Origin of the sequence: Kitasatospora sp. NPDC057512, assembly GCF_042802135.1 — a bacterium.
Taxonomy (GTDB): Bacteria; Actinomycetota; Actinomycetes; order Streptomycetales; family Streptomycetaceae; genus Kitasatospora.
The window spans coordinates 1-22,704 of record NZ_JBHVET010000049.1; the positions used below are offsets into that span (position 1 = coordinate 1).

General features: G+C 71.3%; 8 protein-coding genes and 1 pseudogene. 3 read left to right on the forward strand and 6 right to left on the reverse strand.

What is annotated here, in order from left to right:
• Nucleotides 1-110 precede the first annotated feature (110 nt).
• From ACFU6K_RS06105 to ACFU6K_RS06125, 5 genes are all read right to left on the reverse strand, one after another.
• On the reverse strand, nt 111-338 hold the full coding sequence (locus tag ACFU6K_RS06105; RefSeq protein WP_380661156.1) for a hypothetical protein: 228 nt from the start codon (nt 336-338) through the stop codon (nt 111-113).
• A gap of 9 nt (nt 339-347) precedes the next feature.
• Nucleotides 348-2,531, reverse strand: coding sequence for a 4-alpha-glucanotransferase (malQ, locus tag ACFU6K_RS06110; protein WP_380661157.1), 2,184 nt, complete (start codon nt 2,529-2,531; stop codon nt 348-350).
• Between the two features lie 161 nt (nt 2,532-2,692).
• Nucleotides 2,693-2,830, reverse strand: coding sequence for a hypothetical protein (locus tag ACFU6K_RS06115; protein WP_380661158.1), 138 nt, complete (start codon nt 2,828-2,830; stop codon nt 2,693-2,695).
• 173 nt (nt 2,831-3,003) lie between these two features.
• Complete coding sequence (locus ACFU6K_RS06120; protein ID WP_380661159.1) at nt 3,004-3,975, reverse strand: DUF3710 domain-containing protein; 972 nt, start codon at nt 3,973-3,975, stop codon at nt 3,004-3,006.
• Between the two features lie 43 nt (nt 3,976-4,018).
• Nucleotides 4,019-11,242: an RHS repeat-associated core domain-containing protein gene (locus ACFU6K_RS06125; RefSeq protein ID WP_380661160.1), complete on the reverse strand. Its 7,224-nt coding sequence runs from the start codon at nt 11,240-11,242 to the stop codon at nt 4,019-4,021.
• 468 nt (nt 11,243-11,710) lie between these two features.
• Here ACFU6K_RS06125 and ACFU6K_RS06130 point away from each other — a divergent pair, with 468 nt between their 5' ends.
• Both ACFU6K_RS06130 and ACFU6K_RS06135 read left to right on the forward strand, forming a co-directional pair.
• Nucleotides 11,711-15,955 (forward strand): ricin-type beta-trefoil lectin domain protein, encoded by a 4,245-nt coding sequence (locus tag ACFU6K_RS06130; protein ID WP_380661161.1) that lies wholly within the window; start codon nt 11,711-11,713, stop codon nt 15,953-15,955.
• Nucleotides 15,956-16,285: 330 nt separating this feature from the next.
• A complete protein-coding gene (locus ACFU6K_RS06135; RefSeq protein WP_380661163.1) occupies nt 16,286-20,212 on the forward strand; it encodes a beta-N-acetylglucosaminidase domain-containing protein in 3,927 nt (1,308 codons plus the stop codon).
• 270 nt (nt 20,213-20,482) lie between these two features.
• Here ACFU6K_RS06135 and ACFU6K_RS06140 read toward each other — a convergent pair.
• A pseudogene (locus ACFU6K_RS06140) lies at nt 20,483-20,992 on the reverse strand (HNH endonuclease); the annotation flags it as partial.
• A gap of 504 nt (nt 20,993-21,496) precedes the next feature.
• Between ACFU6K_RS06140 and ACFU6K_RS06145 the strand changes: the two are divergent.
• On the forward strand, nt 21,497-22,669 hold the full coding sequence (locus ACFU6K_RS06145; RefSeq protein WP_380661162.1) for a mechanosensitive ion channel family protein: 1,173 nt from the start codon (nt 21,497-21,499) through the stop codon (nt 22,667-22,669).
• Nucleotides 22,670-22,704 lie beyond the last annotated feature (35 nt).

The window sequence follows — 22,704 nt, forward strand, 5'->3', positions numbered from 1 at the left end:
TCGGGGTCGTGCGGGTCCTGCGGGTGGTGCGGGCCGTGCAGGTCGTACGGGACCTGCGGGTCGTGCCGGTCCTGCGGGTCGTGCAAGTCCTGGGGACGTCTGCGCGGGTGTTACTTCTTCTTGCCCTTGCCGTAGGGCAGGCCCGCCAGACCGGCGATCACCGCGAAGGCGACCACCGGGAGAAACACGTACAGGCCGAGGGTCTGGCCCACGCTCAGGCCCGCACCGGGGTCATCACCGTCGTCCCTGGTGAAGGCCATGGCGGGCGACGACAGCAGCATCATCAGCGTGACCGTTGCGGAGACCGCGCCGGCTCGCAAAGCGTTCCTCTTGTCCACGTTTCCAACTTACCCGCCGCTTACGGGGGCGCGCTCGTCGGGGTCGGTCGGGCGGGACGGGAGGACGTGCCTCGGGGCCGACCCGGCGGAACTGCGCGGGGCCAGGAGCCGGGCGAGCAGGCCGGCGGCCGGGGCGGTGGCCAGGCGTTCGAGGGTGACCGGGTCGCCGGAGCCGTCCGCGACCGGCAGGCGCCAGTTCGGGTACTGGTCCCAGGTGCCGGGCAGGTTCTGCGGGCGCGGGTCCCCGACCAGGTCCGGCAGCCAGACCCCGACCAGCTCCGCCGGGGTGGCCCGCAGGAAGCGGTACAGCACCGGCATCGTCAGCGGCTCGCCCTCGGCCAGCAGCCCGAGCCGCCCCAGCTCGGCCCGCCAGTCCGCCAGCTCCGCCGCCGCCTGCCCCTGCTCCTCCCCCAGCGGCCGGGCCAGCAGGCCCAGCCGGTGCCGCAGCTCGACGTGCTCGCCGGAGAGCCGGGCCGCGGTGCTGGGCAGGTCGTGGGTGGTGAGGGTGGCCAGGCAGCCGGGCCGCCAGCGGTCCGGGCCGAGGATCGCGCCGTCGCCCCGCCAGTCCCGCTCGAACCAGAGGACGGACGTGCCGAGCACCCCGCGCGACGCCAGCTCCTCCCGCACCCCCGGCTCCACCGTGCCGAGGTCCTCCCCGATCACCGCCGTCCCGGCCCGGTGCGCCTCCAGCGCCAGCACGCCGAGCATCGCCTCCGCGTCGTAGCGCACGTACGCGCCCTCGGTCGGCGGGTGCCCCTGCGGCACCCACCAGAGCCGGAACAGGCCCATCACGTGGTCGATCCGCAGGGCCCCCGCGTGCCGGGCGGTGGCCCGCAGCAACTCCGCGTACGGGGCGTAGCCGGCCTCGGCGAGCGCGTCCGGGCGCCAGGGCGGCAGGCCCCAGTCCTGGCCGTGGGCGTTGAAGGCGTCCGGCGGGGCGCCGACCGAGATGCCGCCGGCCAGGACGTCCTGCAGCGCCCAGGCGTCCGCGCCGTCCGGGTGGACGCCGACGGCCAGGTCGTGGATCAGGCCGACCGGCATGCCGGCCTCGCGGGCCGCCCGCTGGGCGTGGGCGAGCTGCTGGTCGACCTGCCAGGCCAGCCAGCGGTGGAACTCGGCCCGCTCCTCCAGTTCCTTGGCGGCGTGCTCGATCTGTGGGCCGTCCGGGTGACGCAGACCCTTCGGCCAGTGGTGCCAGTCGGTGCCGTGCTCCTCCGCCAGGGCGTTCCACAGCGCGTGCCGGTACAGCCACTCGCCCTCGCGGAGCCGGTACGCGTCGTACTCGGCCTGCCGCCCCGGGCCGCGCGGCACCTCGTGCAGCAGCTCCAGGGCCTCGCGCTTGAGCTGCCAGACGGCGTCCCGGTCGATCAGGGCGTCGTGGACCAGCACCTCGTCGCGCAGCCGGGCGGCGCACCGGGTCAGCTCCTCGGCCTGCTCGCGCCCGGCGCCGGTCAGGTAGGCGTACTCGGGGACGGCCTCGATCCGCAGGTGCACCGGGTCGGCGAAGCGGCGCGAGGACGGGCGGTACGGGGACGGGTCGGAGGGGGCGCCGGGCAGCGCCTGGTGCAGCGGGTTGATCTGCACGAAGCCCGCGCCGAGGCCGGCCCCCGCCCACCGGGCCAGCTCGACGAGGTCCCCGAGGTCGCCCATGCCCCAGGAACGCTCGGAGAGCACGGAGTACAGCTGGGCGAGGAACCCCCAGCTGCGGCCGGGGAGTTGCGGCAGCCGCTCGGGGGCGACCACCAGCGCGGCCCGCGCGGTCCGGTCGCCGCACTCCGCTGTGAGCACATGGCGCCCCAGCGGCAGGTCCCCCGGCACCCAGTGCGAGTGCCCCCGCGGCAGCTCCCAACTCCCCCCGTCCTCCAGCTCCACCCGCAACCGGGCGTCCGCCGGCACGTCCAGCGCCGTCCGCCGCCCCTGCCGGACCACCACGCACGGCGGCAGCAACCGCTCCCGCTGCTCGGCCCGGTGACGCTCCAGCGCCTCCCCCACCTCCTGCGGCGACCCGGCCGCCACCCCCATCGCCCCCAGCACCGCCACCAGCGTCCGCGCCCCCACCGCCTGCCCGCCCGGCCCCGGATACCGGACGTCCACCCCGTACGCCCGCGCCAGCGCCACCAGTTCGGCGGGCGGCGGCGGGGCATCCTGCGCCGGTACCTGCTCGGCTCCGTCACTGTCGTGGTAAGCGGCCACTCGCGGCTCCTGCGATGTCTCGGCAACGCCCGTTCAGGACAGCCACAGTCCTACCCGCGTGACACCACGATCACCCAGCGCGACACGACGCCGGCGGGCGGAACGGCGGAGGGCCCGATTCGACACAGCCGAACCGGGCCCCGACACTCGACCGAACCTTCTCAGGACTGGACCCGAGGATCACCGAACCGGTGGAACTCCACCGCGATACCGCGCCGACGGACGAAGTTCGCGACGCCCTCCACGGCGGCCTCCGGTACGGCTCCGAGCGTCTGGAGCTCGGAGTTCCGGTGCTCCATTTGTCAGGTCTGGCCTCCAGCACCTGCCAGGCCGCCCGACAGTCCTCTTCCAGCGGACCGATCTCATCGTCGTACACGATGAGGTCATCCAGATCGCAACCGGGCCGACGGCCCCTGCACGCGCCGTCCATGTCCAAGGTATAGGTCAGAGCACAGGCGGGGCCGTCGGGACATCAGCCGGGCATGCGCAACCGAATGGGCTGACCGTCCGACCGGAGGCGTCCGGCACCGAAGTCGGTCGCCGACAACGAGAGGGGCAACGCGGGCTCGAATGAGGGGACTACGACGATGCGTTCGGCATAGGAATGGGCCCACTCGTCCCGGCTGTCCGGAGCAGCTCCGTCACCAGTCACCGTCACTCTCAGCAGCCAACCCGGACCATCCCATCCGAGCATGCGGATCGTCTGCACTCCTTGCAGACCGGTCTCCCGCTGCACCGGCACATCACACCTGAGTTCGATCCCCGCTCGTCCGGCCCACTCGCAGACCTCACCTCCAAGGCCACGCACCCTCTGCGCGAGGGTCTCCCGCACCCTGGCCCACGCGCCTTCCTCGGTCGCATGGAAGGCTTGGAGCTGCACCCCCGTGGCCCCTCGAAGGACAACAGCCTCCAACAGGTCCGATGACCCCCTTCCTGCGTTCACCTGGATCTTGAGGCCCGACTCGCGGGGGATCCTCAGACCGCCGAGGTCGATGAGGTCGGTACCCTGCCAACCCGCCTCGCTCACGTCCCAGGGTCCGATCTCCGTCCCTCGCTCGACCAGCCTGAACGGATCCTCGACCCGCACGAAGTCGTCGGCGATTTCCTCTGCGGCCCCGAGCAGACGGTCAAGATCATCTCCTCGGATGCCCTCCTCGTCTGTCAGCGCCACGAGGAGGGCGAGGGTTCCCCGCAGCGGGAACAGCCCGTTCAGCCTCCCGGCCTCGACAGCTCGAAGATCACCGGTCAGCGCGGCGACCATCGTTGCCACGTCACCCGCGCCCAAGCCCTGCGACGTCACAACAGGCGCATCGACGGGGAACGTCTCACCGCTCTCCTCCCGCAGCTGCACCAGAATCTTGGCGGCGAACACCAGCACCAATGCTGGCGTCACACGCTCCGGTCGCTCCTCCCAGTCCGCGCCGGCCACGGCCGCGTCAGACAAGGTGCCACTTCGGCCGAATTCCTCAAGGATCAGCCTCGCCGTACTACTGACGCCGCGCAATCCACCACCCCTTAATCAACTTCCACCCACGGTGAAGGGTAATACCAACAGCGATCATTGCCGATGCGGCATCACCACCACCGTGAGGTGCCGAATTGGCCACCTGCTGAACATTGCTCGGGGCCCTGTACATCGCTTGCGACCTGGTCTTAGCCTCGTCGCCCACCTCCTCACTGGCACGCCGAGTCGTTCCCTGCGCCTCGGTCATCTTCGTGCCCATCGGACGCGCATAGCCGCCCGAATCGGGTGACACAAAGTCAGGCAGATTGCCGGGGTCCGACGACCCCTGACCCGACCCCTTCGTGACCTCTACGGACTTCTCGCCGTTACCGCAGTTGTGGACCAGGACCGGCGCCTGCCCCGCGAGCACATAGTACGTATGGAGCAGGCTTACGGTGAGGTTGTGGGTGGTGACGGCGTAGGGGTAGTTGCGGACGGACTGGATGGTGAGGGTGGTGCCGTCGGGCTGGCGGAGCTGTTCGCCGGAGGTCAGTTCGCCGGCGTCGACCCACTGCTGACGGGTCTCGCTCCAGTAGGGGTGGTGGTGGGTGGAGGTGATCTTCGCCTGGTCGTCGGCCGGGGGGCCGCGGGGGCTGGTGTCGTCGGTGAGGGTGAGGTCGGTGAAGTCCTTGTCGTCGGGGGTGGTGATGGTGGCGGTCACCGGCTCGGGGTGGGTCTCGCCGGTCTGGGGGTCGGTCGCCATGACGACGTCGCCCTCTTGGATCTCCTCGATCGGCTTGAGGGTGCCGTCCCCCATCAGGACCCGGGTTCCGATCGGGAAGCTGTTCAGGCAGCTTCCGCCGACCGATTCCTCTTGTTTGGCTGCGATTTTGGAATCGGTTCCTGGGGCATCTGGCGCTGATTCCTTTGCCGCTTTCTCTTCTGCCGCCCTGGCTGCAGCTTTTTCTGCTGCTCTGGCTTCCGCCGCGGCCGTCGTGGCGCCAACGTACGCGGCTTCGGCTTCCCTGGCCGCGCGTTCGCCGGAACGGATGGCTGTGTAGACCTTCTCGATCTCCTTGTAGATCTTGAAGGCTTGGATTCCGGCCTTGACGGCCTTGGCGATCTTGCCCCAGGGCACCACATTGAGGGCCGTGCCAATGCAGGCCATCACGTCGCCCTTGGTGAAGCAGTCGCGGGCGTCGTTGAAACCGATCAGGTCGCCGACGATGTCGACCACCTTGTGCACGAGTTCGTCGCGCTTGCGCTTGCTGTCGTTGAGGTTCTTGTGCGCGGCATCGAGAGCTTGGCCCGCGGCTCGCTCATCCTTCGTCGGCTGTGGGATGTTATCCACCGTGGGTGGCGACCAGGCAGCTGGAGTGATGAAGGACTTGCCGTGGCCATCGTCCCTGACATCCGCCAGGCTCTTGCACTCCTCCGGAGTGTCACAGGTCGGCCTCAGACCGTTGGCGTCCGACTTGTTGATAGGGCTGTTGTTGGCGTACGCGTAGGCGTTCCACTGCTGGGGGTCGCCGGCGTCCACGATCGGGTCGGGGCTGATGAAGCGGCCCGTCTTGGGGTCGTACTCGCGGGCTCCGAGGAGGGTGAAGCCGGTGGACTTCTCCTTGGTGCCGCCGACGAAGCCCTTGTCCCCGGCCCAGACGCCCGCTGTCGGCTGGGTGCCGCGCTCGTTGCCGAACGGGTCCGTGGGACGCCGGACGTGGGCGAGTGTCGCCGAGTCGAACTGGACGCCGTTGGTGCCGTGCGGGTCCGCGCCCTGGTACGCCAGCTTGGACGCGCCGTTGGTCGTCGTACGCGTGACGGAGAGGCCGTTCGGCGCCCCGTAGGTGCGGACGTTGGTGACGACGTTGGCGTTGTTGGTGGTGTCCAGGGTGATCTGGTCCGCGCCCAGGTTGAGCGTGGTCTTGCCGGCCTCGCGACGGATCAGCTGGTTGCCCGACACGTCGTACAGGTAGCTGGTCGCACCGCTCTGGCCGGTGCCGGTGATCTGGTCGAGCTTGCCCTGGGAGTTCCAGGTCAGTGACTTGGTACCCGGGGTGTCGGTGATCGAGGTGGTGTTGCCCGCCGCGTCATAGGCGTACGAGGTCACCGCGGTGCCGGCCGGGCCGGTCTGGGTGGACTTCATCAGCGCGTGCGGACCGCCCGTGCCGCCGCCCGTCTTCGGGTCGGAGGACGGGGTGTTGACACCGGAGCCGAAGGTCTGGGTGGTGGTGACGTCCTTGGCGGCGTTGCCGGTGACGTCCTTCTGGACCAGCTTCGTGCGGTTGCCGATGAGGTCGTACTCGTACTGCTGCCAGTACGGGGCCGGGCCGCCGACGCTCGGCTTGCCGCCGCTCACCGACGGACCGTCAGTGTTGGTGCAGGCACCGACGCCGGGAACGCTCGGCTGCGGCTTGGTGGTCTGGGTGCCGGTGTCGGTCCAGGCCTGGGTTAGCCTCCCGAGGTAGTCGTGGGTGAAGCACTGTAGGTCGGCGACCTCGCCGTCCTGCGCGTCGCGGGCCGAGGTGACCTGGCCCAGCGGGTTGTAGGTGTAGTCGACCGAGTCGACGTTGGCGGTCTCGGCGGTCTGCTTGTCCAGGATCGAACGCGTCACCCGGCCGGTGGCGTCGTCGATCAGCATGGTGGCCACCACCTGCTTACCCGCACCACCCATCGTGGTGCGGTAGGGCCGGCCGTAAGCGTCGTACCGGACATCGGCCACAAAGACGTTCTTGGCGAATCCGATGCTGCTGCTGAGTCCTCCGAACTGACCGACGATGTCAGTGGCGAAAGTCAGCTTCTCCCGACCCATGCCGGCCACATCCGGCATCATCGTGCTGACCAATCGGCCGGCCTCGTCGTACGTGTTGTCGGTCTGGTAAACGCCGGCGAGTTTGCCCTCGGACTGCGGGATCGTGGTCTTGGTACCGAGTTCGCGGTATCCGATGTCGTAGCCAGTGATCTCCGACGTGTAGGCGTCTCCGGCTGCCCCGCCCACGAAGCGGGTCGAGGTGGTCGGCTTGCCGTTGACAAGAGTGTCGTAGGTCCAAGCGGCGACCTGTTTCGTCGGGTCGATCGCCGTGCCCTCGTAGGCCGCGACGTTACGGCCAAGCAGGTCAGCGACGCTGGTAGCACTCTTGCCGCGGGAGTCGGTGACCGTGACGAGGTTCTTGCTGTCGTCGTACGTCGTCGTGCCGGTGCCCGAGTCCGGGTCGGTGGACTTCACCGGGCGGCCCAGCAGGTCGTACTCATACGTCCACTGGTTGCCGGCTGTGTCCTTGCGCCAGGCTTCCTTGCCCTGCGGCGTGTAGCCGTAGGTGGTCTCGTCGTACGCACCGGTCGGAGTGTTGGTCTTGTACTGACGCAGCGCGACGGTGTTGCCACGGGCGTCCGACACGGTCGCGGAGGCGTAGCCGCCGGTCGGCGGGGTGGTGCGGACTTCGTCGGCACCGGGGTAGTCGGTGTGGCTGCGCCACTGCTCGACGCCATAGGACTGGAAGACCGAGTCGGTCACCCGGCCCGCGCCGTCGTACGTCTGGACGGTCTGGGACGGGATCTTCCCGTCCGGGTTCACACCGCCGTTCGGCAGGAAGAGCTGACCGCTGGGCTGCGCCTGGTCGTTGTAGTAGGCGGCACTCGTCTTGATCTGCCAGCCGTGCGAGTCGAACAACGCGTCGGTGATCAAACGGCCGGGGGCACCCGACGGGGTACTGGCCTGGGTCTGGCGGATCCGGCCGAGGCCGTCGTAGATGGTGAAGCTGGAGGTGTACGTCTCCAGGTCCCCCATCAGCGCCTGGCTAAGGACCTGCGAGGGCGCTTTGGCTCCGTTGACCGAGTAGGAGAACTTTCGATTGGGGAAGTCCGGATAGGTCGCCCGTTCATGGCCGGGGCTCCAGCTGGCCGAGGCGCGGCCGAGGGAGTCGAACTCCTGCTCGCTGATCCGGCCGTTCTCGTCCTTGATCTTGAGCGCCGAGCCGCGGCCAACGTCCAGGGTGCTGACGGTCTGCCAGCCCATCGGATTGGTGTGGGTGATCTGGGTCGGCAACTGACCGGTGGCCGGCGAGTAGGCGGTCCTGGTCTCGGCACCGGTCGGGTGGGTGGCGTCGGTACGGGTCGGGTCGACGGTGCTGACGACCCGACCGTAGTCGTCGAAGCTCACCCGGGCGGTGGCCCGGTAGACCGGCTTGCCCGCCGCGTCGTAGCGCTCCAGGACCTCGGTCGAGGTCTGCTCGGCCTTGGTCCCGACCTTGCCGAGCGCCTGGCCGTCGAAGTAGGACCGGGTGTCGGCGACGGTGTTGTCCTTGGTCGGCGTCTGGCCGCAGGCGCCCTTCAGGACCAGGGTGCGCGAGGCCAGCTGCGTCGGCACGTCGCCGGGGCCGGTGGCGTACTCGAAGGAGGTGCAGAGCAGCTGCTCGGGGTGGGCGACGTCGCCGTTGTCGTAGACCGCCAGCGGGCGGGTGAACGGCGTCGAGTCATACGTGGTGGAGCGCTCGCTGGTACGCCAGGCCCCGCTGGCCAGCTTCTGGCGGGTGGTCACCTTCTGGGCGTTGACGGCCCGGGCGGTGATCTCCGGCATGCCGCCGGACTGGGCGCGGGTGGCCGTGATCGGACCGATCCACGGCTCGGAGACCATGGTGGACAGGACCTCGCCGTTGTCACCGGCGTAGCTGGCGGATTCGCGGACGAATCCGGCCAGGACGTTCTCGTCCTTGATGGTGCCGCCGTGGACGTCCTTCACGGACACCTGGCGGGCCGTCTTGTCCGCGAGGACGTCACCGTCCATGCCGCGCAGGAAGGTGGCGGTCGACTTGGTGCGGGGCGACTTGACATCACTTCCGCTGCCGGTGCGCGTGGTGACCGTAGCGTAGCCGCGGAACTGGTCCCAGGTACGGGACTTGGCGTCGGCCATCTCGGAGTCGTTGCGGTGCCAGGCCGCGCCGCCGCCGTACTCGTAGTCGGTGACGACCGCGGGCTGATTTCCGGCGACCGTGTCCTGCTGGGTGACCGACTGAACGATGATCTTGTTGAACCAGTCGTTGACCGGGTCCGGCGCGGTCTGTCCGGGCAGGTACCACTTGACCGGCATGCAGGCCATCGTGTTGCCGTCCTCGGACGCGGGCATCTTCCCGCCCGCCTCGCGCGAGCACTCGGCGGGCCGGTACACGATGTTGATCAGGCCACCGGTCTCGGTGGTGATCTTCTGGATGCGCGGACGCTTGTACGGCTCGATCGAGGCCGACGTGCCGTCCGGCTTGACGATCTGACCCGCGACGCGGTTGGCGATCTGCAGCGGCTCGAAGTACACGGCCGGCAGGGTGAGCGGCGTGCGGTTGTTGGTACCGGTGCGCTGGATCGAGTCCAGCCAGAGCGACGGTGAGGTGCCGTCACCCGGTTCCTGGAAGGACTGGTTGAGGGCGAAGGAGTCGACCGGACGGTACTTGGCACCGTCCCAGACCTCGGTGTCGACCTTCGTCAGGCGCTTGGTGGTCCAGAAGGTCGGCGAGTAGACGGTGCAGTCACCGGTCGCCTCGCAGTTCTGGTCGATCGGCGTGTCCGGCCAGCGCTTGGCGTTGTCCTTGTTCCGCAGGGACGGGTCGCAGCTGAAGTCCTCGGTGGACAGGCAGCGCTCCGCGGTGCGGAACCACACCTGGGCGGCCGGGTTGGCCTTGCCCTTGGCGGCGATCTGGTCGGGCAGGCGCTGGCCGTAAGCGACCCAGGTCGGGTAGCTCGCCCGCTGGTACTGCGTCCGGGTGCCGTTGCCGTTGTTCTGGCCGCCGCCCCGGGCGTAGTAGTTCTGCTCCTGGTCGTACCGGTAGGTGATCAGGTTCTGGTGCGGGTCGACGACGTAGTCCAGCGACCACTGCCAACCCATCTGGTTCCAGGAGTTGGTGGCCGGCGAGCCCGTCTTCAGGCACGGGTCCTGACCGCCGGGCCAGTAGACCGGCACGGTGGAGACCGAGTTGCTGGCCTGGTCGGTGCCGTCACCACCGGGCAGGTGGTTGGCGCCGAAGTAGTACTGGGTGCCCTCGGTGGTGGTGATCCGCCAGGCTTCGCCGTTCCAGGCACCGTTGTTCTGGCCGGTCAGCCGCTCGACCTTGGTGCCGTCCTCGCCCTGGAGGTGCCAGTCGCAGGACTTGTCGTCCTTGACCAGCTGGCCCGCGTGCCCCGCGAGCGAGAGCTGGAGCAGGTCCCCGCCCCAGCACTGGTCGCCGGACTTGTCGATCCCGGCGTCCTTGCAGCCCTTGTAGCCGCGGACGATCGAGCCCGGGTGCCACTCCCAGCCCTCACCGACCCAGGACGGCTGGGCGTTGGTGGAGGCGGTCTTGCCGTCCACCGCGGAGGAGTCGTAGCCGAACGAGACGTCGGGGGCCGGACCGGCCAGTGCGGAGGGCAGCTCGGCGGTGTAGCCGTAGGTGAAATTACCCGCGTTGGCACCGGCCTGCCAGGAGGCGGACGGAGTGATCGGTGACGCGCTGAAGTCACCGCTGTTGCCCTTGACGTCCGCCTCGACGGCGAGCGCCACCGTGGGAGAGACCGCGGCCGAGCTCGCGAAAGCCCCGGAGGCGAAGGACTTGGCGGCCACGGAGGTGGTCGGCTGCGGGACGTCGACCTCGGCCACCAGGCGGCCGGTCGAGTCGTCCCGGTGCGACGCCACCGGGGTACGGGTGGTGCAGCCGGCGGCTCCCGGAGTCGTCAGGGCGCAGCCGGGAAGTTGGACGATCCGGGCCCGTGACGCCCAGTTGGCGCCGGCGTTCTTCGCCCAGGCCTGGATGTCGATCCCGACCTCGATCCGGCCGGCTCCGGCGCCCGCACCGGTGTCGGTGACACCCACCAGGGCACCGTTCACACCCGCCGCGTCGGCGCGGGGCCGGTCGGCCAACTCGACCTGGAGCGTCGAGGCCTGAGCGGCGGAGGCGGTGTCCTTGGCCGCCGGGGCGGCGAGGGCGGCGGGCTTCGCGCCGGTCACCGGTGCGATCCAGACCGGCAGCGAACCGGCCTGGACGGGCGCCGGAACCGAGGTCGCGTCAGCAGCCCTCGGCGCCAGGGCCGCTCCGGCTCCGGCAGCGCCGAGGACGGCGGTGGCCGTACCGGCCGGCGGGCTGGAGTCGGCCGGCGGCGACCACTTCTTGCCCGGGTCCGGCGTGTGGCCGACGGGCTTGTCATCGGCGCCCTTGACCGGTCGGGCGTCCGGCACCGGAGTGTTCGGTGGCACCCACACCTCGGGCGGGGCCGCCGCTTGGGCGACCGCCTCGATCGAAGGGAGCGTCACCACGGACATGGTGACGGCCAACGCCGCCACCACGGCCACCCGCAGACTGCGGTCTGGTGAACAGGCGGACAGAACGGGACAACTGATCCCCCCAAAGATTGCCAAGCCTTGAATCGGGCCGGTCGCACCGGCCCAGGCCCCCGGCACCTTAGGGGCATACGACCTACCGAAGGCAGGAAAGAAGGAGAAGCACTCTGTGTGATCAATGTCACGCGGAGAGCAATGCGCCACCACCCCCGACAACTCGGACAGCTTGTCGACAAAACTCTTTGACAGTCGAGCAAATGTGAAGGCAGCGTGCGACCGATCTCTGCTCACATCACCAATCACGAGGGGGTCTACATGGTGAGGTCACATCCTCCATCTCCCGGCCATTCCGGACGGCCGGCAGGAGTCCGGACATTCCGCGCCGGTCTCCTGCCGCTCGCCTGCACGGCCGTCCTCTCCCTGGGTGCCGGGCTGCTGGCGGTGCCCAGCGCTGCGGTGGCGGCTCCCGCCGACCGCAACCACGGTTCGGCCGACGCCTCCTGGCCGACGCCTCCGGCCAAGGGGCAGTCCGACTCCCGCTCCGCACAGGCCGAGGCGATACGAGCCGCCCAGGCGAAGGCGAAGAGCACCGGGAAGCCCGTCGTGGTCGACGCCATGACCACGGGCGGCAGCCAGACCACGGCCAACCCGGACGGCACGCTGACCACCGACTCCTCCCCCGTGGTGGAGCGGATCAAGAACCCCGACGGAACCTGGCGCGCCGTGGACGCGACGCTGCGGACCAACCCCGACGGCACGGTCGCACCCACTGCCGTGCCCTCCGGACTCACCTTCTCCGGCGGCGGCACCAACCCGCTGGCCACCATGGCCACGGCGGACGGCAAGAAACTGTCGATCAAGGCGCCGTTCACCCTGCCGAAGCCCGAACTCACCGGCAGCAGCGCCCTGTACCGCTCCGTCCTGCCCGACGTCGACCTGGAAATGAGTGCCACCCCCGCCGGCGGCTGGCGCCAGGTCCTGATCGTGCGCACCGCACAGGCGGCGGCCGATCCGAAGATCAAGAAGCTCCACCTCGACACCGCCGCCGACGGCCTGACCGTCAAGGCGGACGCCACCGGCAACCTGTCGGCCGAGGACGCTTCCGGCAAAGCCCGCTTCACCGCACCGCCGCCCGTGCTGTGGGATTCCTCCACGACCCCGGCTGCGGAGCCCAAGACCGCGGCCAAATCCGCCGCGGCGCCCGCTGCGGATGGTGCGGCGGAGGCCGCCGGGTCCGACAGCAAGGCTCCCGGGCCCGGCGCCCGGACCGCGCCGATCGCCACCACCGTCAGCGACGGCGGCATCGACCTGGTACCGGATGCCTCGGTCCTCGGGCAGGGCACCGGCCCCTGGTTCATCGACCCGGGCTGGAACCCCAGTGTCGACAACGGCACCCTGGCCTGGGCCCAAGTGCAGGAGGCCTACCCGGACATGATGGAGTACAACGGGACGCAGCTCGGCCAGGACAAGCCGGCGTCCGGATACTGCGGCTACATCAACTCGGCCAACAAGTGCGAGAGGGAAGGCAGGGAGCGCGCCTACTTCCAGGTGGGCCTGAACCCGGCGTTCTGGGGCTCGACCGTCCTCAGCGCCAAGCTCTACGCCACCGTCGCGCAGTCGTCCAGTCCCTCGACCTCCACCCCGATGGGCCTCTACTCGACCAGGACGGACGACGACGAGAACCCGATCAACGCGTGGACGCGCTGGAACGCCCAACCGTGCCCCGAACCGGGGAAGTGCACCAGGGTCGCCACGACCCAGATCTCCGGCGGCGGCGGCAAGGAGTTCGACGTCTACAGCCAGATGGCCCAGGCAGCCGCCGGAGGCTGGCACAACTGGACCTTCATGTTCGCCCCTGACGACGAGCGCAACAAGCTCTACCGCCAGCGGTGGGCCAACAACCCGCATGTCGTCGTGACCTACGACCTCAAGCCTCGCATCGGAGACCCGGCGACCAGCCCGACCCCTGGCTTCGCCTGGAACGACTCCCACGACAAGTGCCAGACCGGCGGCACCACGGACCCGAAGGAGGCACCGGGCTGGGTCGGCATCAACACCGACATCAACCTGAGCGTGGACACCTGGTCGCCGACCGGCGAACAGCTCTGGACCGCGTTCAGGATCTGGGACGACAACGACGACTCCCTGAAGATCTACGAGACCGGTTGGGCCGCGAGTTCAGGCCTCAAGAACGTGAGTGTCGGCCCACTGATCGACGGTCACCAGTACGGCTGGTTCGCCACCACCACCGACGGCACGCTCACGAGCGACAACAGCCCGACGTGCTACCTGCGCATCGACCGCACCCCGCCGACCGCTCGCATCACCTCGATGGACTTCCCCGAGTCGGGCACACTCGGCGGGCACCCCAAGCCCGTCGGCGAAGACGGCTACTTCACCCTGACCGGTACCGACCCGGCCCCGGCCACCGGCGGACAGTCCTCCGGTCTCGCCTGTGCTCGCTGGACCACCGACCCGATCCAGGCCTCAGCCACCGGCTGGAAGTGCACAGACCGCAGCGACAACATCGTCAAGATGGACGGCGGCAGCTACCAGCTGAAGCATCACGCCACACACTGGGGTACGAACTTCCTCTACCTGCAGACCCAGGACAACGCCGGCAACATGTCCCAGCCGGTCGCCTACACCTTCTTCGCGCCGAGCAATCCCAATGCCGGCGACCCGATCATGGGAGACATCGACAGCGACCGGAAGGCCGACATTCTGCTGCCGGACGGCACCGGCTCATTGCGCCTCGTCGGTCCCGCCACTGACCCGTACTCCGCTCCGAACACTGTTCAGGCCTCGGCACCCGGAGCAGCAGGCAACAAGGACTGGAGTACCGTCCAGATCTCCCATCGAGGCTCATTCAGCGCTCGGAATGTCGACGACCTGGTCGCCCACGCTCCCGGATCCGCTCACCTCTACCTGTACGTAAACGAAGACGGCACGGGCCGTCTCGACCGTCAGGCGGCAGTCGACCTGAAAAAGAGCGGCATGTGCTTTCTGCCCAGCGGCACGTCAATTACCTGTTCCACCTACAAGAACGGTAGCGACTGGTCAGCGGTGACCCAGATCGCGGCATTCGGCTCGCCCGCCGGCGATACTCCGAGCGACCCCGGAACCAGCACCGCCGGTCTGCCCTCCTCGTCGTTGCTCTATGTCGAGGACGGTCGACTGTGGCTCGCCCTCCAGAACAGCAGCAAGCTCCTCGACGGCCCCACCATCCTCCTGTCTCAGAACAAGACCTGGAGCGACTACGACCTGATCACTCCCGGGCCGACCAAGGGGACGAGCATCCCGACTGTGTGGGCCCGTTCGAAGGTCGACGGCACCATCCACGCCTACCAGCTGGCTCCGGCCCCCGGGGACACTTACGATGCTTCCGCCTTCGCCGACCCTGCCACGGGCAAGGTTGCCGATGGAATCGACGCCAGGCTGTACCCGAAGGTCGGTTCCAGCGGCGACGTCACCGGTGACGGCGTTCCGGACCTTTGGGCCGTGGACACCAACAACCAGCTCGTCGTCTGGGCCGGTACCGGCGCCCCGAAGGACAAGGACAACCCCAGCAGCGGCCCGACGGTGACCGGCGTGGAGAGCACTCCAGTCGTGCTCGGCAACCTCAACCGCCCCGCCGGCAACTGGCTGGCCGCGCCCGACGGCACCAACACCGTTCGCGACGAGCAGAAGCGTGCCGACGGGTGGGCCACGAACGTCGGCTGGGTCGAGGACACCGTGGACGGCCGGAAGACCACCGTGGGCACCTTCACCTCCAGTGCCGGCTCGAACATCACCATGAGCGGCCCGGTGGTCGACACCCGCAAGAGCTTCACCATCTCCACCTGGGCCAAGGCCGGTTCGGGCCCGGGCGTCGTCGCCAGCCAGGAGACCGGGCACTCCAGCAACTTCCTGCTGTACACCGACGGCGCGGGCAAGAACTGGCACTTCGGCCTGGCGTACACGGACGACGACACCTGGTCGTACGACTTCACCGACACCCAGAACGCCAGCGCCGAGACCCGGCCCGGTGCCTGGACCCGCCTGACGGCTTCGTACAACGCCGACACCGGGGCGATGGCCCTCTACGTCGACGGTGTCCTGGCCGGCACCAAGTTCCACCGGGCCGGCACCAGCCCGGCGTCCTCGGGGCCGTTCACCCTGGGCCGGTACAAGTACCAGTCCAAGCCGACCGCGAGCTTCGACGGAAGCATCAGCAGCACCGCCGTGTACCCGTTCGCGGTGGCTCCGACCGCACCGGGTGCCACCAGCGTCGTCCGCTCCGGTGTCGACGCGGGCATGTGCGTCGACGACATCAACGGAAGCAAGGACGACGGCAACCCGATCATGCTGGTGAACTGCAACGGCAGCGAGGCCCAGCAGCTCGCGCTCGGGAACGACGGCACCGTCCGGGTCAAGGGCGGCTGCATCGCCACGGTGAACGCCGGCACGGTCGACGGCACGCAGCTGGAGTACCACTCCTGCGACGGCACCACGGCGCAGAAGTGGATCCCGCTCGCGAACGGCGCGCTGTTCCACCCCGCCTCCGGCAAGTGCTTCGAGCTGCCGGGCGGGCCTGCCACCAGCGGCACCCGGCTCCAGATCGCCGGCTGCGGCTACGGGCCGAACCAGCAGTGGAGCATCCCGACCCTGCGGACGGCCGTGCTGCCCGCTCCGCCGCGCTCCTGACCTCCAGGTCCTGAGCCCCCGGTCCTGAGCGGCCACCAGGGCCCGCGTCGCCACCCGGCGGCGCGGGCCCTTCGCGTTGCCGGGCGACCTCCGGGGAGGGATCACCCGGCGCGATACGCCCGCGGGTGTTTCCGGGCCGGTTCGACATGCGATGAAACACCGCAAAACGGTCATAGCAGTCGGCGGCGTTGACACCGGATCGGCCAGCTGGTGGGGTTGCGGACGATGTGGTCGTGGCCTGGCGAGGAGGCTCCTGTGCAAGCCCGAGTGTCCGTAGCGGCCGGGCGGCGGCTCAGGTCGCAACTGGAGCAGAGTCCGGCGTTGCGGGAGGTGCTGCAGCACCCGGCGGCGGAGGCGGCGCGGCGGGCCACGGCGCGGACGTGCCGTCAGGTGGCGCCGCGGACGGCGGACCGGCTGATCGCCGATCTCAAGGGCACCGAGCCGCTGTTGGCGTCGGTGCGCGAGGAACGCGCGGAACGGTCCGGGTGGGCTGCCGGGCGACCGGGGCGGCGGGCGATGCAGATCGCGGCCGGGGTCGCGGCCGCGGCGGTGGTCGGCGGGCTGCTGGCCGGCTCGCTGCCGTCGGCGGCGTACGCGGCGGTCTCGGCCGCCTCGACGGCCTCGGACGTGGTGAGCACCGCGCCGCAGACGCCGTTGGGCAGCGTGACCGACCCGAAGGTGTTCCCGAAGCCGCAGCAGCAGACCGTGGCGGGCAAGCCCGTCGCGGTGCCGTCCGCCGTGACGCTGGTGACCGCGCCCAAGGCGGACGTCGGCGCGGTGCGGGCCGTCCAGGAGGTGCTGGAGGTCGCCGGGGCGGGCGAGGTGACGCCGCGTCCGGACGGCGGGACGCCGGCCGCCGGGACGCTGGTGGTGTACGTCGGCGGGCCCGCCGAGGGCGCCGGCGGCGAGGTGGACCGGGTGCTGCGGCAGCTGTCCGCCGCGGCGGGCGGCAAGGACGGCGCCGGGCCGACGACAGCGGGGATGCCGGCCGGCGGGTACGTGCTGTCGGCCGGTCAGCTGCCCGCCCAGGGCGGCGGGACGTACGGCGCCGTGGTGCTGGCCGGCGTGGACGCCACCGGCACCTTCTACGCCGCGCAGAGCCTGCGTCAGCTGCTCGCCGCCGTACCGGCCGGGCAGGGCCAGGCGCCGGGTGCGGCCGGGCTCGGCCTGCCCGGGATCACGCTGCGGGACTGGCCGACCGGTGCCCCGGTGCGCGGGGTCACGGAGGGCTTCTACGGCACCCCGTGGACCGCGCAGCAGCGGCTGGAGCAGGTCGACTTCCTGGGCCGCTCCAAGCAGAACTTCTACCTCTACGCCCCCGGTGACGACCCGTACCGGCTCTCCCGCTGGCGCACCGCCTACCCCGCCGCCCAGGCCGAGGAGCTGCGCGAACTGGGCTTCCGGGCGCGGCAGAACCACGTCACGCTCGGCTACGCGATCGACCCGGGGCAGTCCCTCTGCTTCAGCTCCGGCAAGGACGTGGACGCGCTGGTGAACAAGCTGGACGGGCTGCGCAAGCTCGGCTTCACCGCCTTCCAGCTCCAGTTCCTGGACGTCAGCTACGACGAGTGGCACTGCGGCGACGACCGCGACGAGTACGGCACCGGGCCCGCCGCGGCCGCCAAGGCCCAGGCCGAGCTGGTGAAGAAGGTGCAGGACCGGCTGATCGCCAGGAACCCCGGCCTGGCACCGCTGTCCGTCGTCCCCACCGAGTACCACCAGCAGGGCTCCACCCCGTACCGCAAGGCGCTGGCGGCGGCCCTGCCGGAGGGCGTGCAGGTGGCCTGGAGCGGGGCCGGGGTGATCCCGGAGAAGATCACCGGCGCCCAGGCCTCGGACACCGCCGGGCTGTACGGGCACCCGCTGCTCACCATGGACAACTACCCGGTCAACGACGCCACCCCGGACCGGCTCTTCCTCGGCGCCTACACCGGGCGCGACCCGGAGGTGGCCACCCGCTCGGCGGCGCTGCTGACCGGCGCGATGCAGCAGCCGGTGGCCTCCCGGATCGCCGTGTCCACGGCCGGCGACTTCGCCTGGAACCCGGCCGGGTACAAGCCGGACGAGTCCTGGCAGGCCGCCGTGCGCTCGCTGGCCGGGCCGACCGGCGCCGCCCCGACACCCGTCGGGACGGCGCTGTCCGCCGTCACCGCGCTGGCCGGGAACAGCACCTCCTCGCCGCTGTCCAAGCAGGAGTCCGGCTACCTGGCGCCGCTGCTGGACCGGTTCTGGGCGGCCGCCGAGCCGACCTCCGGCGCCGCCCCCGACCTCGCCCGGCTGATCGAGGCCGCCGCCCCGCTGCGGGACGCCTTCGCCACCATGGCCACCGCCCAGCAGACCCTGGCCGGCACCCCGGCCACCACCCAGCTGGCCGGCGAGGCCGCGCCCTGGCTGGGCCCGCTGCGCGACTACGGGCTGGCCGGGCAGGCCGCCCTCGACATGCTGCTGGCGCAGCACGGCGGCGACGGCACGGCGGCCTGGAAGGCCCGGGTCGAGCTCAACCGGCTGCGCGAGCAGCTGGACCGGGCCCCGGCCACCGTCGGCGCCGGGGTGCTCGGCCCGTTCCTGGACCGTGCCGTGCGCGCCGCCGACAACTGGTCGGGCGTGGGCGGCGGCGCCGTCACCCCGACCACCACCCTGGGCACCGCCCAGGACCACCTGCCCGCGCTGATGACCGACGGCGTGGCCGACACCTTCTACTGGAGCTCCGCTCCCCCGCAGCCCGGCGACGCCGTCGGCCTGGACCTCGGCGCGGGCCGCCCGGTCAGCGGCGTGACCGTGCTGATGGGCGGCTGGGGCAACGGCCCGGACGCCCGGACCGCCGCCGACGACTACATCCGCGACGGCGTGCTGGAGTACTCCACCGGCGAGGGCGGCTGGAAGCAGCTCGCCGTGGTGAAGAACCAGAAGACGGTCAGCGCCCAGCTCCCGCCGGGCACCGTGATCCGGGCGGTGCGGCTGCGCGCCACCGCCGCACAGAAGACCGCCGTCGCGGTGCGCGAGTTCACCGTCACCGCCCCGGACGACTCCCCGGCCAGCGTCAGCGGCGGCCCCGACGCGGTGCCCGGCTCCTCCGCCGCCGCCGTGCTGGACGGCAACCCGGACACCGCGTACCGGGCCGCCAAGGCACCGACCGCGACGGACGAGCCGCTCACCGTCGAGCTCGGCGCGGCCCGCCCGCTGGACCGGCTCACCGTGCTGACCGACCCGGCCGTGCGCGCCACCGCCACCCTCGCGGTGCGCCGGGCCGACGGCACCTGGGCCGACATCGGCACCGTGCAGCCCGGCTACAACGAGCTGTCGGCCGGCGGGCAGCCCGCCGACGCGTTCCGGCTGACCTGGAAGCCCGGCGGCGACCCTCCGGTGGTCAACCAGGTGATCCCCTGGTACGCGGACGCCCCGGCGGCCCGGCTCAGCCTCTCCGACCCGGCCCTGGACGTGGTCACCGGCGCCTCCGCGCCCGTGACCACCCGGGCCACCGTGGAGGCCGGCCGCCCCGAGGGCACCACCGGCGAGCTGCGCACCGAGGTGCCGGCCGCCGCCAAGGGCCTGACCGTGGCCCCGGCCGGCCCGGTGAGCGTGCCGCGCGGCGGCCGGGTGGGCGTGCCGCTGCTGGTCAGCGCCACCGCGGAGACGCCGTCCGGGACGTACCGGGTGCCGGTGCAGTTCGTGGCCGGCGGCACCACCGTCCGGCAGGTGCTCCAGGTGCACGTGGTGCCGCCCACCGGCGGCCCGGACCTGGCGGTCGGTGCCAAGGCCACGTCCTCGGGCGACGAGACGGCGAACTTCCCCGCCTCGGCGGTCACCGACGGCGACCCGAAGACCCGCTGGTCCTCCCCGGCCAAGGACGACGCCTGGGTGCGGCTGGAGCTGCCGCAGGCGACCCGGCTGGGCTCGGCGGTGCTGCACTGGCAGGCCGCGTACGCCGCCTCGTACAAGATCCAGGTCTCGGCGGACGGGAACACCTGGACCGACGCGGCGACGGTGGACAACGGCAAGGGCAGCGACGAGACGGTGCGCTTCGACGCGCCCAACGTCCGGTACCTCCGGGTGCAGGGCGTGGCGCGGGCGACCAAGTACGGCTACTCGCTGTGGGGCGTCGAGCTGTACGCGGTGACCCCGCCGGCCGCACCGCAGCCCCCGGCCGGCCAGGGCGGCGGCCAGACCGGCCAGCCCGGAGGCGCGCCCGGGACGCCCGGCGGCCCCGGCACGCCCGCGGCGCCGCCGGCGGCGGGCGGGACCGCGCCCAAGCCGTAGCCCACGCCGTAGCCGGGCCCGGTCACGGGTGGGCGGAAACGCGGCGGGCCGCCGGCTCCCCGGTGCGGGGGGCTCGGCGGCCCATGAGGCGCGTACCGACGGTGTGACGGGCGGGCCCTTGTGGAGCTGTGGTCAGGCGGAGAGCGGTTCGGGCTGCTCACCGCGGCGGACGGGGGCGGGGTGGCCCGAGTGGGCCCGGCCGAGCGGGACCGGGTGGACCGGCTGCTCGGTGCGGTCGTGGTGCTCGTACTCGCCCCACTGCGGGGCGCGCAGCTGGTCCGCGCCGCCGTAGGGCTCCAGGTAGGGCCGCCACCGCGGGTCCTTGATCCCGGTGCCGATGATGCGCCAGGCCAGGCCGCTGGGCGGCGCGGGTGGTCGTTTCATCCGCCAGCCGAGTTCGGTGAGGTGGCGGTCGGCCTTGGTGTGGTTGCAGCGGCGGCAGGCCGCCACCACGTTGTCCCACCGGTGCTGGCCACCGCGGCTGCGCGGGATGACGTGGTCGACGCTGGTGGCGGCGGCCCCGCAGTAGACGCAGCGGCCGTGGTCGCGGGCGAACAGCGCCCGGCGGGTGAGCGGGACGGGCCCGCAGAACGGGACCCGGACGAAGCGGGTCAGACGGACGACGGACGGCGCCGGAAGGGCGCTGGTGGCGCTGTGCAGAGTGACTTCCGAGTCCTCCAGGCTGACCGCCTTGTGGTTGAGGACCAGGATGAGTGCGCGGCGCATCGATACGACGCCGAGTGGCTCGTAGGACGCGTTGAGGACCAGGACATGCGGCACGGATGCCTCCTTGGACGCCTGCGGCGCGTGGCTCGCGCCGGGACGAGCGGTTGGATCGCGCCACTCGTGCGCGATCTCCCCCAGTGTCGCCTTACGCCTTTGTACGGCGCCACCACTCCTGTGTAACGGACCTGACGCGAACTCCGGGTGTGGTCTCTGTCATAGCCGGTATGCCCGGGGGAAGGTCGGGTTGCACCCGGGTGGCGGTGCGACGGGTCCCGGTGACTCCGGCGAGTCGCCCGCCGGGGGCACGGTTCGGCCGTCCGGAGCAGCGCCCCGACTGCCCCGGACGGCCGCGGAGCCCGGGTGCGGGGGGAGCGTACGGGGGCGTTGACGGGGCGTTCGACACGCTCCGTACGCCCTTGGGTACGCCCGTGCGGGGTTCCGGCGTGTCCGGGCGTGTCCGGACGGGCGTGCGGCGGCGGCTAGGCTGACGCTCACGGTCCGCGGGCCGCTTGCCGGCGGTGCGGGCCCGCCACGCACCCCAGCCAGGAAGGTCCGCACGTGTTCAGCTCCGGTGCCACCGGTCCGTCCGACGCGTCCTCGACGCTCGCCACCCCGACCCCGGCCCCCAGCCCCACCGCGCAGCTGCCCGAGCTCGACCTGCGGATCCCGACCAGCGCGCAGGAGGTCTCGGACACCACCCGGCAGGCCGCCAGCTGGTTCGACACCCACTGGCAGGGCTGGGTGGCCTCCGGGCTGCGGATCGTCTTCATCATCGTGCTCGCGCTGGTGCTGCGGGCCGTGGTGCGCAAACTCATCACCCAGCTGATAGGGCGGATGGCGCGCACCTCCGAGCATCAGGAGGAGAGCCGGCTGGGCGGGCTGCTGGCCAACACCGGGGTGGTGAACACCGAGCGGCGCCAGCAGCGCTCGGAGGCGATCGGCTCGGTGCTGCGCAGCGTGGCCTCCTTCAGCATCCTGGGCACGGCGGCGCTGATGGTGCTCTCCGCGCTGGGCGTGAACCTGGCGCCGCTGCTGGCGAGCGCCGGTGTGGCCGGTGTGGCGATCGGTTTCGGCGCCCGGAACCTGGTCACCGACTTCCTCTCCGGGGTCTTCATGATCATGGAGGACCAGTACGGCGTCGGCGACGAGATCGACACCGGCGTGGCCACCGGCACGGTGCTGGAGGTCGGCCTGCGGGTGACCAAGCTGCGCGGCGGGAACGGCGAGATCTGGTACATCCGCAACGGCGAGGTGAAGCGGATCGCCAACATGAGCCAGGGCTGGGCGACCGCCTCGGTGGACGTCCAGGTCGGGTACAAGGAGGACCTGATCCGGGTCGAGGACCTGATCCTGGCGACGGCCGAGGAGATGGCCAAGGAGGCCCCCTACGACGAGCTGATCTGGGCTCCGGTGTCGATCCTGGGCGTGGAGTCGGTCGCCTCGGACTCGGTGGTGCTGCGGGTCGAGGCCAGGACCGCCCCGGGCAAGGCGGCCTCCGTCTCCCGGGCGCTGCGCCAGCGGCTGAAGGTGGCCTTCGACGGGGCCGGGATCAAGGTCAAGGAGGAGGTCGCCGCGGTGGCGGCCGGGGCGACCGGCGTGGTGATCGCCCCCTCCCCGGTCCCGGCCGCCGAACAGGCCGCACCCGCCGCCCCCGCCGACCGGGCCGCCGAACCCGTCCCGGCGGCGGCCCCGGCGGCGGCCCGGGCGGCGGACGACGCGTCGAAGCCGTAGCGGTTCGGCCGCACGGACGAAGCCCCGCTCCCACC

Bases quoted from the DNA above. Each gene is read 5' to 3' on its own strand.
- ACFU6K_RS06115 (WP_380661158.1), bottom strand. From the start codon at position 2,830: ATGGAGCACCGGAACTCCGAGCTCCAGACGCTCGGAGCCGTACCGGAG.